Source organism: Aminobacter sp. DSM 101952 (assembly GCF_001424795.1).
In the GTDB taxonomy this organism is placed as follows: domain Bacteria; phylum Pseudomonadota; class Alphaproteobacteria; order Rhizobiales; family Rhizobiaceae; genus Aminobacter; species Aminobacter aganoensis.
Map to the genome: position 1 here is coordinate 438,198 of NZ_LMCL01000023.1, position 15,341 is coordinate 453,538.

The following is a 15,341-nucleotide window of genomic DNA, read 5'->3' on the forward strand; positions in this document are numbered from 1 at the left end:
AAAGCATGGCTTTGAAGCCCGAAAGGGCCTGCCCTGCTCTGGTTGCAACAACGTGCGAAGGCGTGTGCGTCTATCAACAATTGCAGGTGATGGCTTCAATGACAGGCTGGCAAAGCTCGGGGGAGCCTTGGCAACAGTCTTCCATCAAGAATGCGAGCAAGTCACGAAACCCGGTCATGTCGGCGAAATAGAGAACGGAGCGACCGTCGCGTTCAGTTCTCACCAGTGAGGCCTGGTTCAGTGACTTAAGGTGCGCTGACATCGTGTTCTGGATGGTACCAAGACGGGTCGCGAGCTCTCCGGCTGCTATCCCTTCCGGTGAAGAGCGAACGAGGAGTCGAAAGACTTCGAGTCGGGTTTCTTGGCCAAGGGCGGCGAGTGCCAAGAGAGCTGCTTTTTTATTCATGATATCCACAAATCCAGAATCGTGAGCATCAATGCCCTGTCCTTCGTAACAGTTTCAAGACAACGGCTCAAAGTCCGCGATATTGCGGCATCTCGGCATACTTCTTGGGAATTTAGGAGCGCGGCGCCCTCAAACGGGCGGCATGCCGATGCCGCCCTGCAGGATCACCTGCGTCGGGCGTCTGCTGGCGTGCTAATGGTCCCCGACCTGAAAAACCAACGAGGTCGCAATCTCAACCGAATCCAATAGCTTCAAAGGTGATGGGCGCACCCGCTTCAATGAGGGTGGTTTCTGGCGGCAGCATGGCGATGCCGTCGGCTAAAGCCATGGCCGATAGGCTTGCCGATGACCCCCGCTCGAGCATTTCAATTACAGGGAGGCCGCGTTCGTCCCGGCCTATTCTACGTACTGGGATGAACTCAGTACGTCCCAAGACCTTGCGATAACAGAACCCGGCAACGGCAGGCTGCCAATCCAATGCCACGTTCCTCATACCCGCAATCGCCCTGATTGCGGGAAGCGCGATTTGGCGGAATGTCACGAAGGCGGCATTAGGATTGCCTGGTAGCCCTACAAACAACATCTTGCCGATCAGGCCAACTTTGACAGGTTTTCCGGGTCTCATCGCGACCTTGAGCACCTCGAGCGTCCCACCATGATCACCAAGAGCTGACACGACGTGATCCTCTTCGCCAGCAGACACCCCGCCAGTGGTAACCAGGACATCGCATGTCCGAACAGCGTCGCCGAAGGCCCTAGCCAGCGTGACGCGGCTGTCAGGCACGATTCCGAAATCAATGACCTCTGCCCATGGACATGCCAGCAACATGGAATGGATCATGACACGGTTGGAATTGTAGATGTGGCCCGGGAGTAGGGTTTCACCAGGGCTCTGGAGTTCGGACCCGGTGGACATGAGGCCAATCCGCACTTTGCGTAGCACGTCCACCTCAGCCAAGCCTTGCCCCGAGATGAGCGCAAGCCGCTGCGGTGTCAGGCAGTCGCCCGCAGCGAGCATAGGATCCCCAGCTCGAACATCCTCCCCTGCCCGTCGGATGTTTTCGTCAGGTCGAGGGCGATTTCGAACGACAATGCGATCCCCAATTCGCTCGCATCGTTCCTGCATCACGACCGCGCCGAAAACTGGCGGGACAAATGCGCCAGTAAACACTCGCAAGGCGGTGAATTCCCTCGTTGGCGACTCGTACACTTGGCCGGCTGCCACACGCCCCGCCACATCGAATTCCCAAGGCCCATCGCCTTTCATTTCGGTGATCTTGAGGGCGTAACCGTCCATGGCTGAGTTGTCGAACGGAGGAAGATGCATGCGAGCCACAAGATCGTGAGCAAGAATGCGTCCTGCCGATTGCATCAACGGCAGGCGCTGCACGTCAGCGATTGGCCTTGCGATGGCCACGGCCTTGGCGGCAGCGATGTCGACAGGAATAACCGCTCCGGTCGAAGTGCCAGCTTGGCAGAACTCGCCTTTTTCGACGGCCGCTGCTTTCATGAGGTCCTACTCGGAGACGCTTTTCAAATAGGCGACAACGTTGGCCACTTCGTCCGGCTTCTTCAACCCTGCGAAAGCCATTTTCGTGCCAGGAACCCTGGCCTTGGGTGCCGCCAGATACTCGGCCAGCGCGGTCTCGTCCCACACCAGGCCCGACTTCCCGGCCTCGATCATGGCTTTCGAATAGTTGAAACCTTCGACGGTTCCCGCAGTCCGTCCCAGCAATCCGCCCAGATGCGGACCCACCTTGTTGGTTGTGCTGTCGGCTGCGTGGCAAGCCGAACACTTCTTGAACACGGCCATTCCTGCATCGACGTCTTGGGCCTTGGCCTCGAGCGCGCTGAAAACGACGCTCGCTGTCAGTGCCAAAAATGCAATGTGCTTCACGCGACCTCTCTCTATTTGTGTACACAAAGGCAGCCCGCCGCGAGATATCCCGCGGCGGGCCGTGCAATCGGAGCGTCAGCTCGCCTGATATTCCTGGGACTTGAACGACAGGTGCTTCACGCCTTCAGGAGCATCCGAGATCTTCCGGATGTTGGCCCAAGTTTGCTTGTAGTTTGGCAGGATCAGCTCGTTCGTGCCCGCGTTGATGACATTCCCCTGCACGCCCGTCGGAAAGCCGAAGAGCATGAATGTCTCTCCTTTCCGGGCTGTGGGGGTCGGATAGACCATGGCCTGGGTCGAACCGCTCTCGTTATAGACCTCGACTAGATCGCCGTCCTTGACGCTCAGTTCCGCCATATCCTCGGGGTTGATCTCGATGAACGGATATGGCCAGCGATCCATGACAAACTCGCTATCCTGATCAAGGAATGCGTTCTGCCAGACTTGGTTCGCTCGGCCGTTATTGATGAGGTACTTGTTGTTTTTCTTCTGCTCCTCCTTGCCTGGAGCCTGAAGCCCGCGCCATTGGGCTTCCAGGAAGGTCGCTTTGCCGTCTTTGGTCCCGAACTTGCCGTCGGTGTAGAGACGTTTGGTCCCGACGATCTTGCCGTTCTCGAACCCGGTGGCAGGCTCCTGGAAGCCGTTGTTGCCCATGGCGCGCAGGCGCTCGTAGGTAACAAACTCACCACCACCTGCGTTCTTATTGTAGCCATCCATGAAGGCGTCTTCTTCGGTCTTCCAGTCGTAACCCTTGAACTGGTCCGCATAGGTAGTGTCGCCCATCTCGCGCAGGATCTTCTCCATGTGCTGGGCCAAGCCAGCCGCAATCATGCAGTCTGGCTTCGCGTTGCCGGGCGGGTCCATGTAACGCTCGACGAGTCGCATCCGGCGTTCGCCGTTCATGGAAGTGAGGTTCATTTCGCCAGACTCGGCGGCGGGAAGCCAGACATGGCTGGCGGCACCGATCTTCGACGGGATTATGTCGACATCCACCGAAAACAGACCACCAGCTTTGATGGCATCGGTGATGGCCTTCACCAGCGCTTCGCGATCACCGTAAGGCACGGCGTTCATGGCATCCTTCACCAAGTCGGTGCGCTTTTTGTAGACCATGTTGAACTGATGGGCGTTCAGAGTGGTCTTGTAGTGGTCGCAGGCCCAGATGTGATGGACCCCACCCTTGCCCTCAATGAGCAATTTGTCGACATAGGCGGCCGGACGACCGACATGGGCATCGGACGGTCGGACATAGCCTTCCTGGTGGCCGCCCATGCGCACGCAACCACCGCCTTCTCGGCCTACATTGCCCGTTGCCAGAGCGACGTTTACGAGCGCCGCGTTCGTACGATAGTTGTCATTGCCCCAGATAAGGCCCTTCTCATAGGCGAACATCGTCCGCCGGCGTTTCCCCTCCTTAGGCTCTGCGATCCATGCTGCGGACTGACGGATCTGATCTACGGTCAGACCAGTGATTTCTGCCGCCTGCTCGACCGTGGTCTTGTTGGCGGTAAGCGCCTTGTCAAAGTCCTTGGTCGAGGCTTCGATGAATTCCTTGTCGACCCATCCCTTGTCGGCAATCTCCGTGAGCCATGCATTGAAGAGCACCATGTCCGTGCCAGAATTGATGGCCAGGTGCATCACGTTGTCCTTGCCAGCCTCAGCTTCGGCCGCGTTCACCGAAACCGTCCGCCGGGGGTCGACGAAGATGATGCGGGCATTTCCATGGGGCTCATCGGGAAGCTGCTGCTTCTTCTTTTCCAGCGATGCGCCGCGGAGGTTCGGGACCCAGTGGTTCAGGAAATAGTTCGTCTGGGTCTCGAGAGGATTGTTCCCGACAGAGACAAGCGTGTCAGCAAGTTCCGCATCTTCGTAGCAGTTGTTCAGTTCGCCCACGCCCATGTCACGGGTGGCATGGACCTCGGAATTGTAGGCGGGTCGATTGTGGATGCGGATGTTCTTGACCTTCATGGACCCGAAATAGAGCTTCCCGGTCCCCCAGGTATTCTCGTAGCCACCAGCGGAGCCGCCGTGGTCGAATACCGAAACAAACAGGCCGTCTTCGCCCTGATCCTTGATGACGGCCGCGGTAACGCGGGCAACCAGGTCCAAAGCGTCGTCCCATGAAGTCGGCTGCATCTGGCCATAGCGCCAGACCATGGGGTCGGTCAGGCGCTGAAGCTGCGAATTGCGCGCGGTCGAATATCGAAGCTCGCCCATGCGCGCACCGCGAACCGAGCCGAGGCCAGAATTCACCTCGCACTCGTGATCGGGCTTGATGACGATGTGAACGTCCTGGCCGTCCTGCTTGACGATGTTGTACATCGACGGTGCGTACCAGGCGTCCGTCTCTGCTGGTTGCTGTTCGGCGAGATTGACCCCGAACGCGTTTGTGGATGCTTCCGTCCCACCCTGCTTGTTGGTCGGCCACGTGTAGGCGTGGTAGCCGCATCCGACGATGCAGTAGTGGCAGGTGACATTGTGCTTCTTGGCGTCGGCCGGGATGATCGGCAGGCGGTCGATGTGTCGCTTGTATGCCATGATCCGAACCTCCCTAGAGAACGTTGCTTAGGCGGCCGTAAAGGAGTTCATCGACTCCCTCGGCATAGATGTCGCCCTTGTCATCGATGCGGAGTGCGTACTGAGGAAGGTTCTCAGTCGACTGGCCCCAGATCTGTTGGCCTCCTGCGTCCGCGTCGAAACGGGAGTAGTGGCCGGGACAATTGAAGGTATGATCGTCCGCGTTGTAGTTGAGCGGAAACCCCTTATGCGGGCAGATGGTCGAAAACCCGACAATGTCGCCGTCAGGTCCGGCACCGCCTTCGACGCGGGTGCCGAGCTTGAGCAATACGCCAGGGGCGTTCTCATCTGGGTAGCCGACATCAAGTGGCTCGTTCGGTTTCAGGTCCGTGACGTTGGCCAGCCTGTTCGACGGATACTCAACCAGCGCAAGGCTGGGTGCAGCTTTGGCTTGGGTCGGAGCAAGCGAAACGGCCGCTGCTGCTCCTGTCGCAGCAAGGACGCTACCTCTGAGAAATTGACGACGACCAAAATCGACGAGTTTGTCGCAACGTTGCATGGCTTCCCTCCCGGTGGCTGGCTAGTCACCTGGAAGGAAAGCAACGTCTGTGCCACATTGCTCAGCTTTGATATTGCTTGATTATTTTCAAAACCAACCGAAACGCGGCGGCGGCTCGTTCGGAACTCTGAACATGTTGCGGCGCCGAAGGTTCAGAATTCCGAACGTGATGGACGATAACTCGAAACTCGACGTATGAGGGCACAGACGGCTGACAACCAATCTGGAAGCCCAGAAACTAACCGAATTCATCTAGGACAGCGTACGCGCGCTTATGCGACTCGATGGTGGGGACTCGCCCAACGCTGCGAGCGAATTATCAGGGTGTACGAGCTAGAGGCTTGCCTGACACCGCCGTAAGACCAGCATCGACGACGCAATATTCAGGACTCCGAGCGTTCCCGATCAGCAAGGCCGAACCTACTCATCTTTTCCCACAACGTCGTCCGAGAGATGCCAAGCAGGCCTGCGGCTTTCGCAATATGGCCTCCCGTTTCCAGCAAAGCGCGCTCGATCTGGCGGCGTTCAGCTGCGTCGCGCACGTCGGAGAGCGGAACGAACCTATCTGCCTTTTGCCTGTCCGCCTGCTCCGGAAACAGGTCGCCTGGCATGATCCACTCTCCGGTGGTAACCGCTGCCGCGCGCTCCACACGATTGCGCAATTCTCGAATGTTGCCTTTCCAATTGTGGGAGAGAGCCGCCTCCTCTGCCAAGGCACTGTAACCCCTGACGCGGTTTTCGGTTCGACCAATCGCATCTGCGAGGAAACGGTCCATGAGCCAGGCAATGTCATCAGGCCTGGATCTCAAGGGGGGAACCTCGACCGGAAGCACAGCCAACCGGAAATAGAGGTCTTCACGGAACCTCCCGGAAGTTCCAACCAGATTTTGATGCGTCGCAGAAATGACACGTGCTTTGAACGGCACTGGGACTTCTCCGCCCACTCGGAGGAAGCTGCCGTCCTCAATCAAACGAAGAAGTTTCGCCTGCAAAGCAGGAGGCATGTCCCCAATCTCGTCGAGAAACAGCGTTCCACCTGCAGCGCGCTCAGCATACCCGAGATGCCGCTGACTGGCGCTCGTGAAAGATCCCTTTTCATGGCCAAACAATTCGCTCTCGAGGAGGTCGGCCGGGATAGCAGCACAGTTGACAGCGACGAAGGGTTCAGCCGAACGCGTCGATACCTGATGGAGGTATCGGGCGGCGACTTCTTTTCCGGACCCGGTCTCTCCCGTGATCAACACCGGAAGGTTGTGTGGCGCGTAGCGCCGCAACGTGTCTTCAACTGTGTGCATCGAGTCAGACACGCCCAGGACGTAGCCATGCGAAGCAGTGTCGACAGGACGGCGCCCCAATTCTATTCGGCGAAGGAATTCTTCCATCGAAAATGGTTTGGTCATGAAGTCGACCGCGCCAGACCTCATGAGGCGAACCGCCTGGTCTATCTCGCCGAATCCGGTGACGAACATGAAAGGCGGGACATTCGGAAGCTTCGCAAGTTCGTTGAACACATCTTCCCCGCTCATGTCGGGAAGCCGGATATCGCAGATGACCAGTTCCAGCGTGTCCGACAGTTCCGCGATCTGCTCAAGGGCTTCTTGTCCAGAATGCCACCAGGTCGGTCGCCATCCCTCGAGTTCAAGACGCTGAACGATGGAGCCACCCATCACCGGATCGTCCTCTACAACGCCAATTCGCGCCCGCTCAGGCTGCATTGGATTTCTGATCCTCCCACTCCACGGGCAACAAAAGGGTGATTGCCGTTCCTCCCGAAGATTTCTCGCCAATCTTTATCGTTCCTCCGAGATCGTCAATCACGCGCCGAACCATCCATAGGCCAAGTCCTCGGCCAGCACGAACAGCTGGCCCTGGATCCCGGTCGATAAGAACTCCGGCAATGTCTGACGGCAAACCTGGCCCCTCGTCGCCGATGACGATGGTCAACAACCGTTCTGTGCTAGTCGCAGCAAAGCTGACCTGACCGCCCTCGGGCGTGGCCGCACTGGCGTTCAATAGAAGGTTGAGCATAGCCTGACGCACCAATCCTCCACTTACTGGAAGTTCGCTGGTTGCTCGCCAAACCACGTCCCATTCAAGCCGCTGGCGCTTTCGACGCAGCTCAGGCTTGATAAGGAGGCCCACGTCCTCAAGATCATCAGCCGTCAACGGACGCTGGGAGCGTTCCGGTCTGTAGGTCGCCAGTGCTGCTTCGACCACGTCCCGGATGCCTGCCAGACCACGTTCCACGAGCCTGATTGAGGTATCCCTGACCCCAGGCGTGTCTCCGTGCTGCTTCAACGTATCGATGGCATTGAACAGCCCGCCGAGAGGATTGTTGATCTCGTGCGCCATACCCGAGGCCAAGCGGCCGAGGCTCGCCAGCTTCTCTTCTTCTGCCAGTTGCATCGCCAGGTTTGCGCGCTCTCGCTCGGCACGGACGAGCGCGTTGTACCCATGGAAGAGGTTCGCAACCTCTCCTTCGCCAATTGGAATTTCGTTGTCGGCAATAGGTTCGGCGGCGCCATGCGCTGCAGACCGCATATGGTTCTCCAGGACCCGGATCGGCCCTACCATCCGCCGGACCAACAAGAAGCCGCCGAACGCGAACAGCACAGCCACGATCCCGTTCGTCACAAGCAGCGTGACCAACACCTCGCGCCGTTCGGCGAACAGGTGCGAGACATCGAATGTCGCGTGAATGGCGCCGATAGATTGTCCTTGATACACAAGCTCTCGATGGGCGAAGCCAGTTTTGCGGTTCTCATCGATCGTAACGGGTTCCGCCCCGTACCTTGATGCGTATTCCGGCGGGAGTACTGAATAGGCTTGGATCTTGTTCGGGTCGCTGGCAGCCAGGACGCGCCCATCAGACCCGGTCACTACAGTTTCTACAGGAGCGAGCGCCTCGTAGCCTGAGGATGACCGATCAAGCGCATCAAAGACTTCCCAAACGTCGCCGCGCAATACGGCAGGCACGATCGAGGATGACAGACCGTCCAAATAGGTCGATGCCAAACCGTCGAGGTAGCTTTGCTGCGTGCGGCTCAGTCGATCCAGAACCCGCTCTGAAATGGCGGCAGTGATGACAATCATCAGCAAAGCGACGATTGCAGGAACCCGAAACGAGACAGGGATCGACTGCCAGCGTCGGAACGGTGTCATCCGAACTGCCTCACCACATCGACCTTGGCTGCGATCGTGTCGTACAGCTCAGGTGACGCAACAACGAACCCGTCAAGTCGGAGCATTTCAAGGACCTTGCGTCCTTCCGGGTCATTGGCCATTGAGACCAGGGCCTCGCGCAACGTTGCGATCCTAGGGTCGGATGCCAACGACTTTGCTGAAGCGAAGGGAGGAAAGCCTAGCCATTCGGATTTCCTGACGATCTTCGTGCGGTTGACGAGGTCTGGTTCGAGGTCCTTCATCACCTCCCAAACATACCCGTCGACGCTTCCCGATTGCGCCAACCCCGACGCGATCGCGCGAATGACATTGCGATGGCCATACGTGAAGAAGGTGCGCGAGAAGAACTGAGTGGGAAGCAGTCGATTTTCGGCGAGCAATGCCCGTGTGACCAGGAAACCCGAGTTCGAATCCGGATCGGAGAACGCATGGATGTCGCCGCGAAGACCAGTCCAGTCTGTCACGTCGCGGCCTTCAGCTGCGATGAGGTAAGATTGATATAGAGGCCTGCCGTGCCATGACGGTGTCGCAACCAGATCAAGATCAGCTTTGAATTGAACGAAGGGGTAACCGCAAATCCAGGCCGCTTGGATTTGCCCCGAGACCACAAGTGCCGTGATCTCCTGATAGGTCCTGCGGGAGACAAGTTCGACGGCACCCCCAAGTTTCGAGGAGAGATAGCCTTTCAGATGTCCCAGAAGTTCGAGGTCATTCGACAAGAAAACGGGGGTCAATCCGACCTTGAAGGTCCGATCTTCTGCATGGGCTGCATCCCGCAACGCAAAGGTAGCCGCGCCCGCCAAGGCAGCGGCCACGAACTCACGTCTGCCCAAATTACCAGTCGCTCCCAACGCCGCCTCCCTTCAGGAAGGTTCTGACAGAGCGTGATCCTAGCTCAACGTGACATAGATGGCGACGGAGGCGTTATCGGACCAGTCGAGGGACTTCAGGCGAGGAATTTCATGAGATAGACGGAACTCTTGGGCACCCCAAACGGATCAACAAAGTGATGAGGCACAACCCCAATCTCCTGCCACCCCATACGGCGGTACAATCGCTCGCTGTCGCTTTCCTGGGCGGTATCGAGAATAAGCAGCGAACGGCCCCGGGCCCTAGCCTCGTTTTCGACGGCGGACATCAAGGCCGCCCCGATGCCTTGGCGTTGAAAATCGCTGTGTACTAGCAGCTTGAAGACTTCGGCTCTGTGCGAAGCATTGGGTTCAGGCGACAGATACAATTGAACCGTGCCTGCTATCTCGCCTTCGACCAGGGCGCAAAGCAGCAGGCGTTCGCCGTCAGCAACGGATCTGAGTACCCCTCGCCAGTACGCCTCTGACTGATCGTTGCCGAACGGTAGAACGAATCCAACAAGCGCTCCATGGGTCACGCTTTCCTGAAGAATCTCCGCAAACCGACCTAGGTTTCGCGCGGTTTGATCCGCGTCAAATATCACAATCTCCATTGCCTCTCCCAAGCAAGGTCAGGATAGCAGAGGAAATTCCCCCGCTACGCGCTGGCCCCGCCAATTACTGTCAGCTTTCACCTAGCACCCGCTCGAAAGCTTCATTCCGATCCTGCCCGACGAAGGCAATAATCGCCGCCGCACCGAGTGAAAACAGGCAGGCAATGGTGAGCGCCACGTAATACTGTCCTGTGACTTCATACAGCCACCCGGCAACAGGCTGTGCAGCAACGCCTGCTAGGCCCCACGCGGTAAAGACTCGGCCATAAGCCCAGGCTGCGCGATCAGCACCCGACCACGTCGACACCAGCAGCGGATACAGCGCAATGAAGGCACCGTATGTGGCTCCCACCGTCCCAATCAACGCCACGGTGGTCTGGGGATCACTGGTATAGGTCAACCCAGCCAGCGCGATGGCAGATATGGTCGCCACCACCACGAGCGGCCTCCTGCTGCCGAAGCGGTCAGCAATCAGCCCCGCGCATAGCCCAGCCATGGCGTTGCCCAGTGACACCATCGCAAGTCCTGCTATCGCGGCCGACGTTGAATTCCCTGAAGCCAGGATAATTGGGACAGCATGACCTAGGACCAATAGCCCGGCAAACGCGCCCATCCCATACCCAAGCCATAGACGGAGAAGTCCGCCGGAGGAGCCAGCAGCATTGGGTTCATCGATGGAGACATTTGTCGTCAGCCGCGAAGCGAAAAACAGTGTGGCTGAGACTGAGGCAAGGCCAGCGACAATGATCGTGCTGGCGGCGTAGCCCGCGGCCAGCCCAAGTGCCGCAAGCAGCGCTGGGTACAGAAGTGAAAACCCGAATGCGCCTAGTCCATAAAACGCCGTCGTAGCTCCTATCGCGAGACCGCGGCGATGAGCCGGAACGGCAAATGAGGCTGAGTGCAACGCGAAACCATAGCCTGCACCACTGGCGAACCCGAAAAGCAAACCATAGCCCACGATCCAGCCAGCCCAGGTTCCGGTCAACGTGAGAGGGATGCCCAAGATCGGCAATGCGGCTGCCAGCAGGACCAAGCTGGAAGCGTTGAACCGTCGATACAATTTGTGTCCGAAAAAAACCGCCGCAGTAAGGCTCAACAAAGCGGCCGAATACACAAGACTGACCGCCAGGCGTCCCGCTCCAGTCGCCTGTTCGATCGGTTCCATCAGGGCACTGAACGCGTGCAAGGCCCCCATCCCAAAAGTCAGGACCAGGCATGCCGCCATAGCCATTTGGGATTGCAAGGGTGGTGGTGTTCTCGGAGGTCGGGACGGTTGCGGCATTTATGCGTCTTCAGAATCTTTCAAGCGAGCTTCTTTCAAGCCGCAAATGGGAAGGTCGGCAGAAGTCGACGTTCAAGTGCAAGGCGTGATAGTCAATCGGTTCGCCCTGGACTAACCCGGTTTCTGAAACGCAGACCGTATCGCCATCTCCATCGAATTGAGAAGCCCGCTGGGCGCATCCGTCCACTTCAAGAGGACGAGTTCAGAATCCCCAAGCGGCGGTAATTGGGTGTTATCGCCTTCGATGCGGAGTTCTGCAGTCAAAGCGGTCTGCGGAAGCACGCCAACAGCCATGCCTGCTGCAATCGCCGCCCTGACGCCCGCCAGGCTTTCGCTGGTACAGACCACCCGATAATCGATGCCCGAGTTCTCCAACAAATCGAGACAGCGACTCCGCCACCAGCAAGCCTTGTCGAACAGCGCTACAGGCAGCGGAGTTCGATCCGATAAATCGGTAAACGCTGACGTCGCCCAGACAGCTGGCTCCCGGTAAATCACGACGTCATCTGTCGATGTGTTTTCTGGTGAATGGATCGCGAGGTCGAGTTGGCCTCGTGATACCAATTCGGGAAAATCTACACTGGATCCACATCTGACAACGACCTGAGCAGTCGGCTCTGCTTTCGCAAATGATGCGAGGATGGCTGCCAGAATTGTCTCGCCATATTCATCGGGAATGCCGATGCGGATTTCTCCGCCCTGCTGGTGGCCCTTCATTTCGATGGCGGCCTGATCCAGTGTCGCGATCACCCGCCTTGCCAGGGGGAGCAATTTCTCCCCGGCCGCCGTCAAAGACACGCCGCGCCCATGCCGCTCGAAGAGCTGGTGTCCGACTGTGTCTTCCAGCTTCTGTATTTGAAGGCTGATAGCCGATTGGGTTCGAAACAGTCTTCCCGAGGCTCGGCTTACGTTCCCTTCCTGAGCCACCATCAGGAAAGTTCGAAGGAGATCGCTCTCGAGCTTAGGAGCCAAGCCATCGTCAACACTCATGACTGATATATATACTATTCGTTTTCCTCATGAAAGCTATCGGCCTACCCTGATGGCAGGAGGTCGCCATGTCCATTTCAGAAGCCTTTCCACGCCAATTCCATCGCACCTTCTGGTTCCTTGCGATCGCCTCAGTCTTGCTGGCATCGTTCTTATGGCCCGCGATGACGTTGGCTTTGCTTGGGTTCGTCGCTGCGAGTTTCCTCGACGTCGCCATCCTGATCGGCACAGGCCTTCTATTGTCGTCTTGGGTGACGGCAAGCGGGGCTGGCGCCGTCACGGCACAGGTCTTCAAGGGTCGCCCAATGACCACGATCCTCTTGGCCTCTATTGCAGGTACGCTTACGCCTGTTTGTGGCGTGACGGTCCTCCCACTGATGACAGGCCTTCTCGCGTCAGGTGTTCCACTAGCCCCTGTCATGGCGTTTTGGCTGTCATCTCCGGTCACGGATCCTGCGATGTTTGCAGCAACCTGGGCAACGCTCGGCCTCTCTTTTGCAGTGGCAAAGACTGTCAGCGCATTCGGATTGGGGGTTTTTGCGGGTGTCGCAACAACAGCACTTGGCAAGACCGATGCCGTGAGAAATCCGCTTCGTCGGTCGACAAAGATCAGTGGCGGATGCGCCCCGGTCGCCGCCAACGAGTTCAAGGCTTGGGTGTGGAGCGATCAAGAACGAACCCGGGTGTTTTGGGCTGACCTCCTACAGACAAGCAAGCTCGTTTCGGCCTGCCTGACATTGGCATTTGGTGCCGAATACTTACTACGAGGTCTGGTGCCCGATCACCTGCTCGGAACCTATGTCGGCGCTAACTCCCCCTACGCAATTCCGCTCGCCGTCTCGGTGGGAGCGCCCATGTATCTGGATGGATACGCCGCCCTCCCCATGGTCCGGGCCCTGCTCGACCTCGGCATGTCCCCTGGGGCGGCTCTCGCATTTTTGGTTTCTGGAAGCGCGGTCAGCATCTGGGGTGTCCTTGCGGTGGTGCCGATACTGCGGATGGCGACACTGGTGCTGTTCGTTGCTTTGGCCGTAATCGGCTCGCTGGTTGCCGGATATTGCTTCGACTGGTTCTGGGCCGTGTACTGATGTTTCACTTGATCCGAAGCCTAGCCGAATACATCCGGCGCGGATCAGCCCATTCGTCGAGTGTACGTCCGCTCTCCGAGTTCGACGAACGACTGCTGGACGATATCGGCATAACCCGCGAACAAGCCAGGGAGATTGACGCACGTTCCCGGTCAGCAGCAAAGTTCGATCAACCTAAGGCACATGGCTAACAAGAATGAGATTCCCAACCAGCGCTGTGGCGGTCATCAACGACGCAAGCCCCTGCGCAGGGGTTGCGGCCCCTGCTCGACGAAGGCCGGAACCCCAGCCTTCAGGACCGTCGCGATCGCATTTTGTGCGATCAAGCCGCAGGCATGCTGTTGCTAGCGTGCGGCTTGCCATACAGGTCGATGTTCGCATCACCCCAATCCTTCAGGGCAAGAAGGATGGGCTCCATGCTACGGCCGAGCGGCGACAAGCTGTATTCCACCTTTGGGGGAACTTGAGCGTAGACCTTGCGTGTGATCAATCCATCCTCTTCCAGCTCACGTAGCTGGTTGGTCAGCATGCGGGGTGTGACACCGGCGATGTGGCGACGGATCTCGCTGAAGCGGAGCGTGCCGGACCGCAGATGAAACAAAACGATCGACTTCCATTTGCCGTCGATCAGACCGATCGCCGCCTCGACCGCGCAGCCGGGCGTGCAATCAAATCGGGAATGGCGGATCTTGGCCATCGTAGTACCCTTTATGACACTATAGGCGATGTTTGTGCGTATTGATTAATCTGCATCATATGCTCAGCTTTGTGGCATCAGCAACAGGAGCAGAGTTATGAAGGCCATCGGATACAGGACTGCCGGCAGCATTGACCGTCCTGACTCACTCGAGTTCATCGATCTGCCGCGCCCAGTCGCCTCTGGCCACGACGTCTTGATTGAGGTCGAAGCCATCTCCGTCAATCCGGTCGACACCAAGATCCGGCAAGGCGTTTCGCCCGTTGCAGGGGAATGGAAGGTACTGGGTTGGGATGCAGTCGGCCGCGTCGTGGAAGCGGGGGAGAAGGTGGAGCGCCTGAAACTTGGCGACGCGGTCTATTACGCCGGTTCGATTACTCGGCCCGGCTGCAACAGCCAGTTCCACCTGGTGGATGAACGCATTGTTGGCCACAAGCCAAAGACGTTGTCGAGCGCCGAAGCGGCCGCGCTCCCATTGACCGCGATCACCGCCTGGGAAATGCTTTTTGACCGGATTGACATCAGGCAGCCTGTGCCAGGTGCCGCCAACGCGATCGTGATCGTCGGCGGAGCGGGCGGTGTTGGCTCAATCGCCATTCAGCTCGCCCGCGCGTTGTCGGATGTAACTGTCATCGCAACCGCGTCGCGCCCGGAGACCAAAGACTGGGTGGCTGAACTCGGCGCCCATCACGTCGTCGACCACAGCAAGTCGATCGCGGAACAGGTCGCGGCTCTAGGGCTCGGCGCGCCTGCCTTCGTATTTTCGACGACCCAAACGGATCTGCACCTCGACCAGATCGTCGAACTCATCGCACCTCAAGGCCGCTTCGGGCTGATCGATGACCCCAAGGTGCTCAACATCCTGCCGTTCAAGCGCAAGTCGGTCTCGATTCACTGGGAATTGATGTTCACCCGGTCGATCTTCCAAACTCCGGACATGGATCGGCAGGCCGAACTGCTCGACCAGGTTGCGCGGCTGGTCGATGAAGGCAAGCTCCGAACAACACTGAACCAAGTCCTGCGCCCTATCGATCCGATGAATCTGAAACAAGCTCATTCGTTGATCGAAAGCGGACGTTCCAAAGGCAAGATCGTGCTGGAAGGCTTTTGAAAGACAAGCAGGCGGCTTTCGCCTAGCCCGGGCCCGATAGATTGCCAAGGCGTGTCGCCAGCGGTTCATTCGTCGCGTTACCGTGGGTCTGGTCTCAGCTGTCTTCGTGCCCCAGAGTGAGAGAAGGGCGAGTTGTCCATGACGGGTTG

General features: G+C 58.2%; 14 protein-coding genes. 2 read left to right on the plus strand and 12 right to left on the minus strand.

The features are described 5' to 3' along the window. Positions 1-73: 73 nt before the first annotated feature. From ASC75_RS16230 to ASC75_RS16280, 11 genes are all read right to left on the minus strand, one after another. Positions 74-406 carry a helix-turn-helix transcriptional regulator gene (locus tag ASC75_RS16230; protein WP_055977564.1) on the minus strand — a complete coding sequence of 111 codons (333 nt, stop codon included), beginning with the start codon at positions 404-406 and terminating at the stop codon, positions 74-76. Positions 407-638: 232 nt separating this feature from the next. After that, entirely contained in the window at positions 639-1,916 is a 1,278-nt protein-coding gene (glp, locus tag ASC75_RS16235) for a gephyrin-like molybdotransferase Glp (protein WP_055977567.1), read from the minus strand. Positions 1,917-1,922: 6 nt separating this feature from the next. Then, positions 1,923-2,303, minus strand: coding sequence for a cytochrome c family protein (locus ASC75_RS16240; RefSeq protein WP_055977570.1), 381 nt, complete (start codon positions 2,301-2,303; stop codon positions 1,923-1,925). A gap of 75 nt (positions 2,304-2,378) precedes the next feature. Next, positions 2,379-4,841 carry an arsenate reductase (azurin) large subunit gene (locus ASC75_RS16245; protein ID WP_055977573.1) on the minus strand — a complete coding sequence of 821 codons (2,463 nt, stop codon included), beginning with the start codon at positions 4,839-4,841 and terminating at the stop codon, positions 2,379-2,381. 13 nt (positions 4,842-4,854) lie between these two features. Further along, positions 4,855-5,379, minus strand: a complete 525-nt coding sequence (locus tag ASC75_RS16250) for an arsenate reductase (azurin) small subunit (protein WP_055977576.1) — start codon at positions 5,377-5,379, stop codon at positions 4,855-4,857. A gap of 383 nt (positions 5,380-5,762) precedes the next feature. Continuing rightward, complete coding sequence (locus tag ASC75_RS16255) at positions 5,763-7,094, minus strand: sigma-54 dependent transcriptional regulator (RefSeq protein WP_055977578.1); 1,332 nt, start codon at positions 7,092-7,094, stop codon at positions 5,763-5,765. Next, positions 7,084-8,541 (minus strand): HAMP domain-containing sensor histidine kinase, encoded by a 1,458-nt coding sequence (locus ASC75_RS16260; RefSeq protein WP_055977581.1) that lies wholly within the window; start codon positions 8,539-8,541, stop codon positions 7,084-7,086. The genes ASC75_RS16255 and ASC75_RS16260 overlap by 11 nt, the downstream gene beginning before the upstream one ends. Further along, positions 8,538-9,377 (minus strand): PhnD/SsuA/transferrin family substrate-binding protein, encoded by an 840-nt coding sequence (locus ASC75_RS16265; protein ID WP_245439368.1) that lies wholly within the window; start codon positions 9,375-9,377, stop codon positions 8,538-8,540. The genes ASC75_RS16260 and ASC75_RS16265 overlap by 4 nt, the downstream gene beginning before the upstream one ends. Before the next feature lie 131 nt (positions 9,378-9,508). After that, positions 9,509-10,024, minus strand: coding sequence for a GNAT family N-acetyltransferase (locus ASC75_RS16270; RefSeq protein ID WP_055977587.1), 516 nt, complete (start codon positions 10,022-10,024; stop codon positions 9,509-9,511). Between the two features lie 70 nt (positions 10,025-10,094). Next, positions 10,095-11,255 carry an MFS transporter gene (locus ASC75_RS16275; RefSeq protein ID WP_055977590.1) on the minus strand — a complete coding sequence of 387 codons (1,161 nt, stop codon included), beginning with the start codon at positions 11,253-11,255 and terminating at the stop codon, positions 10,095-10,097. Positions 11,256-11,417: 162 nt separating this feature from the next. After that, positions 11,418-12,296, minus strand: a complete 879-nt coding sequence (locus ASC75_RS16280; RefSeq protein WP_055977593.1) for a LysR substrate-binding domain-containing protein — start codon at positions 12,294-12,296, stop codon at positions 11,418-11,420. A 68-nt stretch (positions 12,297-12,364) separates the two neighbouring features. Between ASC75_RS16280 and ASC75_RS16285 the strand changes: the two genes are divergently transcribed. Beyond that, positions 12,365-13,384 carry a permease gene (locus ASC75_RS16285; RefSeq protein ID WP_055977596.1) on the plus strand — a complete coding sequence of 340 codons (1,020 nt, stop codon included), beginning with the start codon at positions 12,365-12,367 and terminating at the stop codon, positions 13,382-13,384. Between the two features lie 322 nt (positions 13,385-13,706). Here ASC75_RS16285 and ASC75_RS16290 read toward each other — a convergent pair whose 3' ends face one another. Then, entirely contained in the window at positions 13,707-14,081 is a 375-nt protein-coding gene (locus ASC75_RS16290; RefSeq protein WP_055977599.1) for a helix-turn-helix domain-containing protein, read from the minus strand. A gap of 97 nt (positions 14,082-14,178) precedes the next feature. Here ASC75_RS16290 and ASC75_RS16295 point away from each other — a divergent pair, with 97 nt between their 5' ends. Next, positions 14,179-15,192: a zinc-binding alcohol dehydrogenase family protein gene (locus ASC75_RS16295; protein ID WP_055977602.1), complete on the plus strand. Its 1,014-nt coding sequence runs from the start codon at positions 14,179-14,181 to the stop codon at positions 15,190-15,192. Positions 15,193-15,341 lie beyond the last annotated feature (149 nt).

Excerpts from the sequence above, each read along its gene's own strand:
- ASC75_RS16260 (WP_055977581.1), bottom strand. The coding sequence starts at position 8,541 with ATGACACCGTTCCGACGCTGGCAGTCGATCCCTGTCTCGTTTCGGGTT.
- ASC75_RS16270 (WP_055977587.1), bottom strand. The coding sequence starts at position 10,024 with ATGGAGATTGTGATATTTGACGCGGATCAAACCGCGCGAAACCTAGGT.
- ASC75_RS16275 (WP_055977590.1), bottom strand. The coding sequence starts at position 11,255 with ATGGCTATGGCGGCATGCCTGGTCCTGACTTTTGGGATGGGGGCCTTG.
- ASC75_RS16250 (WP_055977576.1), bottom strand. The coding sequence starts at position 5,379 with ATGCAACGTTGCGACAAACTCGTCGATTTTGGTCGTCGTCAATTTCTC.
- glp (WP_055977567.1), bottom strand. The coding sequence starts at position 1,916 with ATGAAAGCAGCGGCCGTCGAAAAAGGCGAGTTCTGCCAAGCTGGCACT.
- ASC75_RS16245 (WP_055977573.1), bottom strand. The coding sequence starts at position 4,841 with ATGGCATACAAGCGACACATCGACCGCCTGCCGATCATCCCGGCCGAC.
- ASC75_RS16255 (WP_055977578.1), bottom strand. The coding sequence starts at position 7,094 with ATGCAGCCTGAGCGGGCGCGAATTGGCGTTGTAGAGGACGATCCGGTG.
- ASC75_RS16295 (WP_055977602.1), top strand. The coding sequence starts at position 14,179 with ATGAAGGCCATCGGATACAGGACTGCCGGCAGCATTGACCGTCCTGAC.
- ASC75_RS16285 (WP_055977596.1), top strand. The coding sequence starts at position 12,365 with ATGTCCATTTCAGAAGCCTTTCCACGCCAATTCCATCGCACCTTCTGG.
- ASC75_RS16280 (WP_055977593.1), bottom strand. The coding sequence starts at position 12,296 with ATGAGTGTTGACGATGGCTTGGCTCCTAAGCTCGAGAGCGATCTCCTT.
- ASC75_RS16290 (WP_055977599.1), bottom strand. The coding sequence starts at position 14,081 with ATGGCCAAGATCCGCCATTCCCGATTTGATTGCACGCCCGGCTGCGCG.
- ASC75_RS16230 (WP_055977564.1), bottom strand. The coding sequence starts at position 406 with ATGAATAAAAAAGCAGCTCTCTTGGCACTCGCCGCCCTTGGCCAAGAA.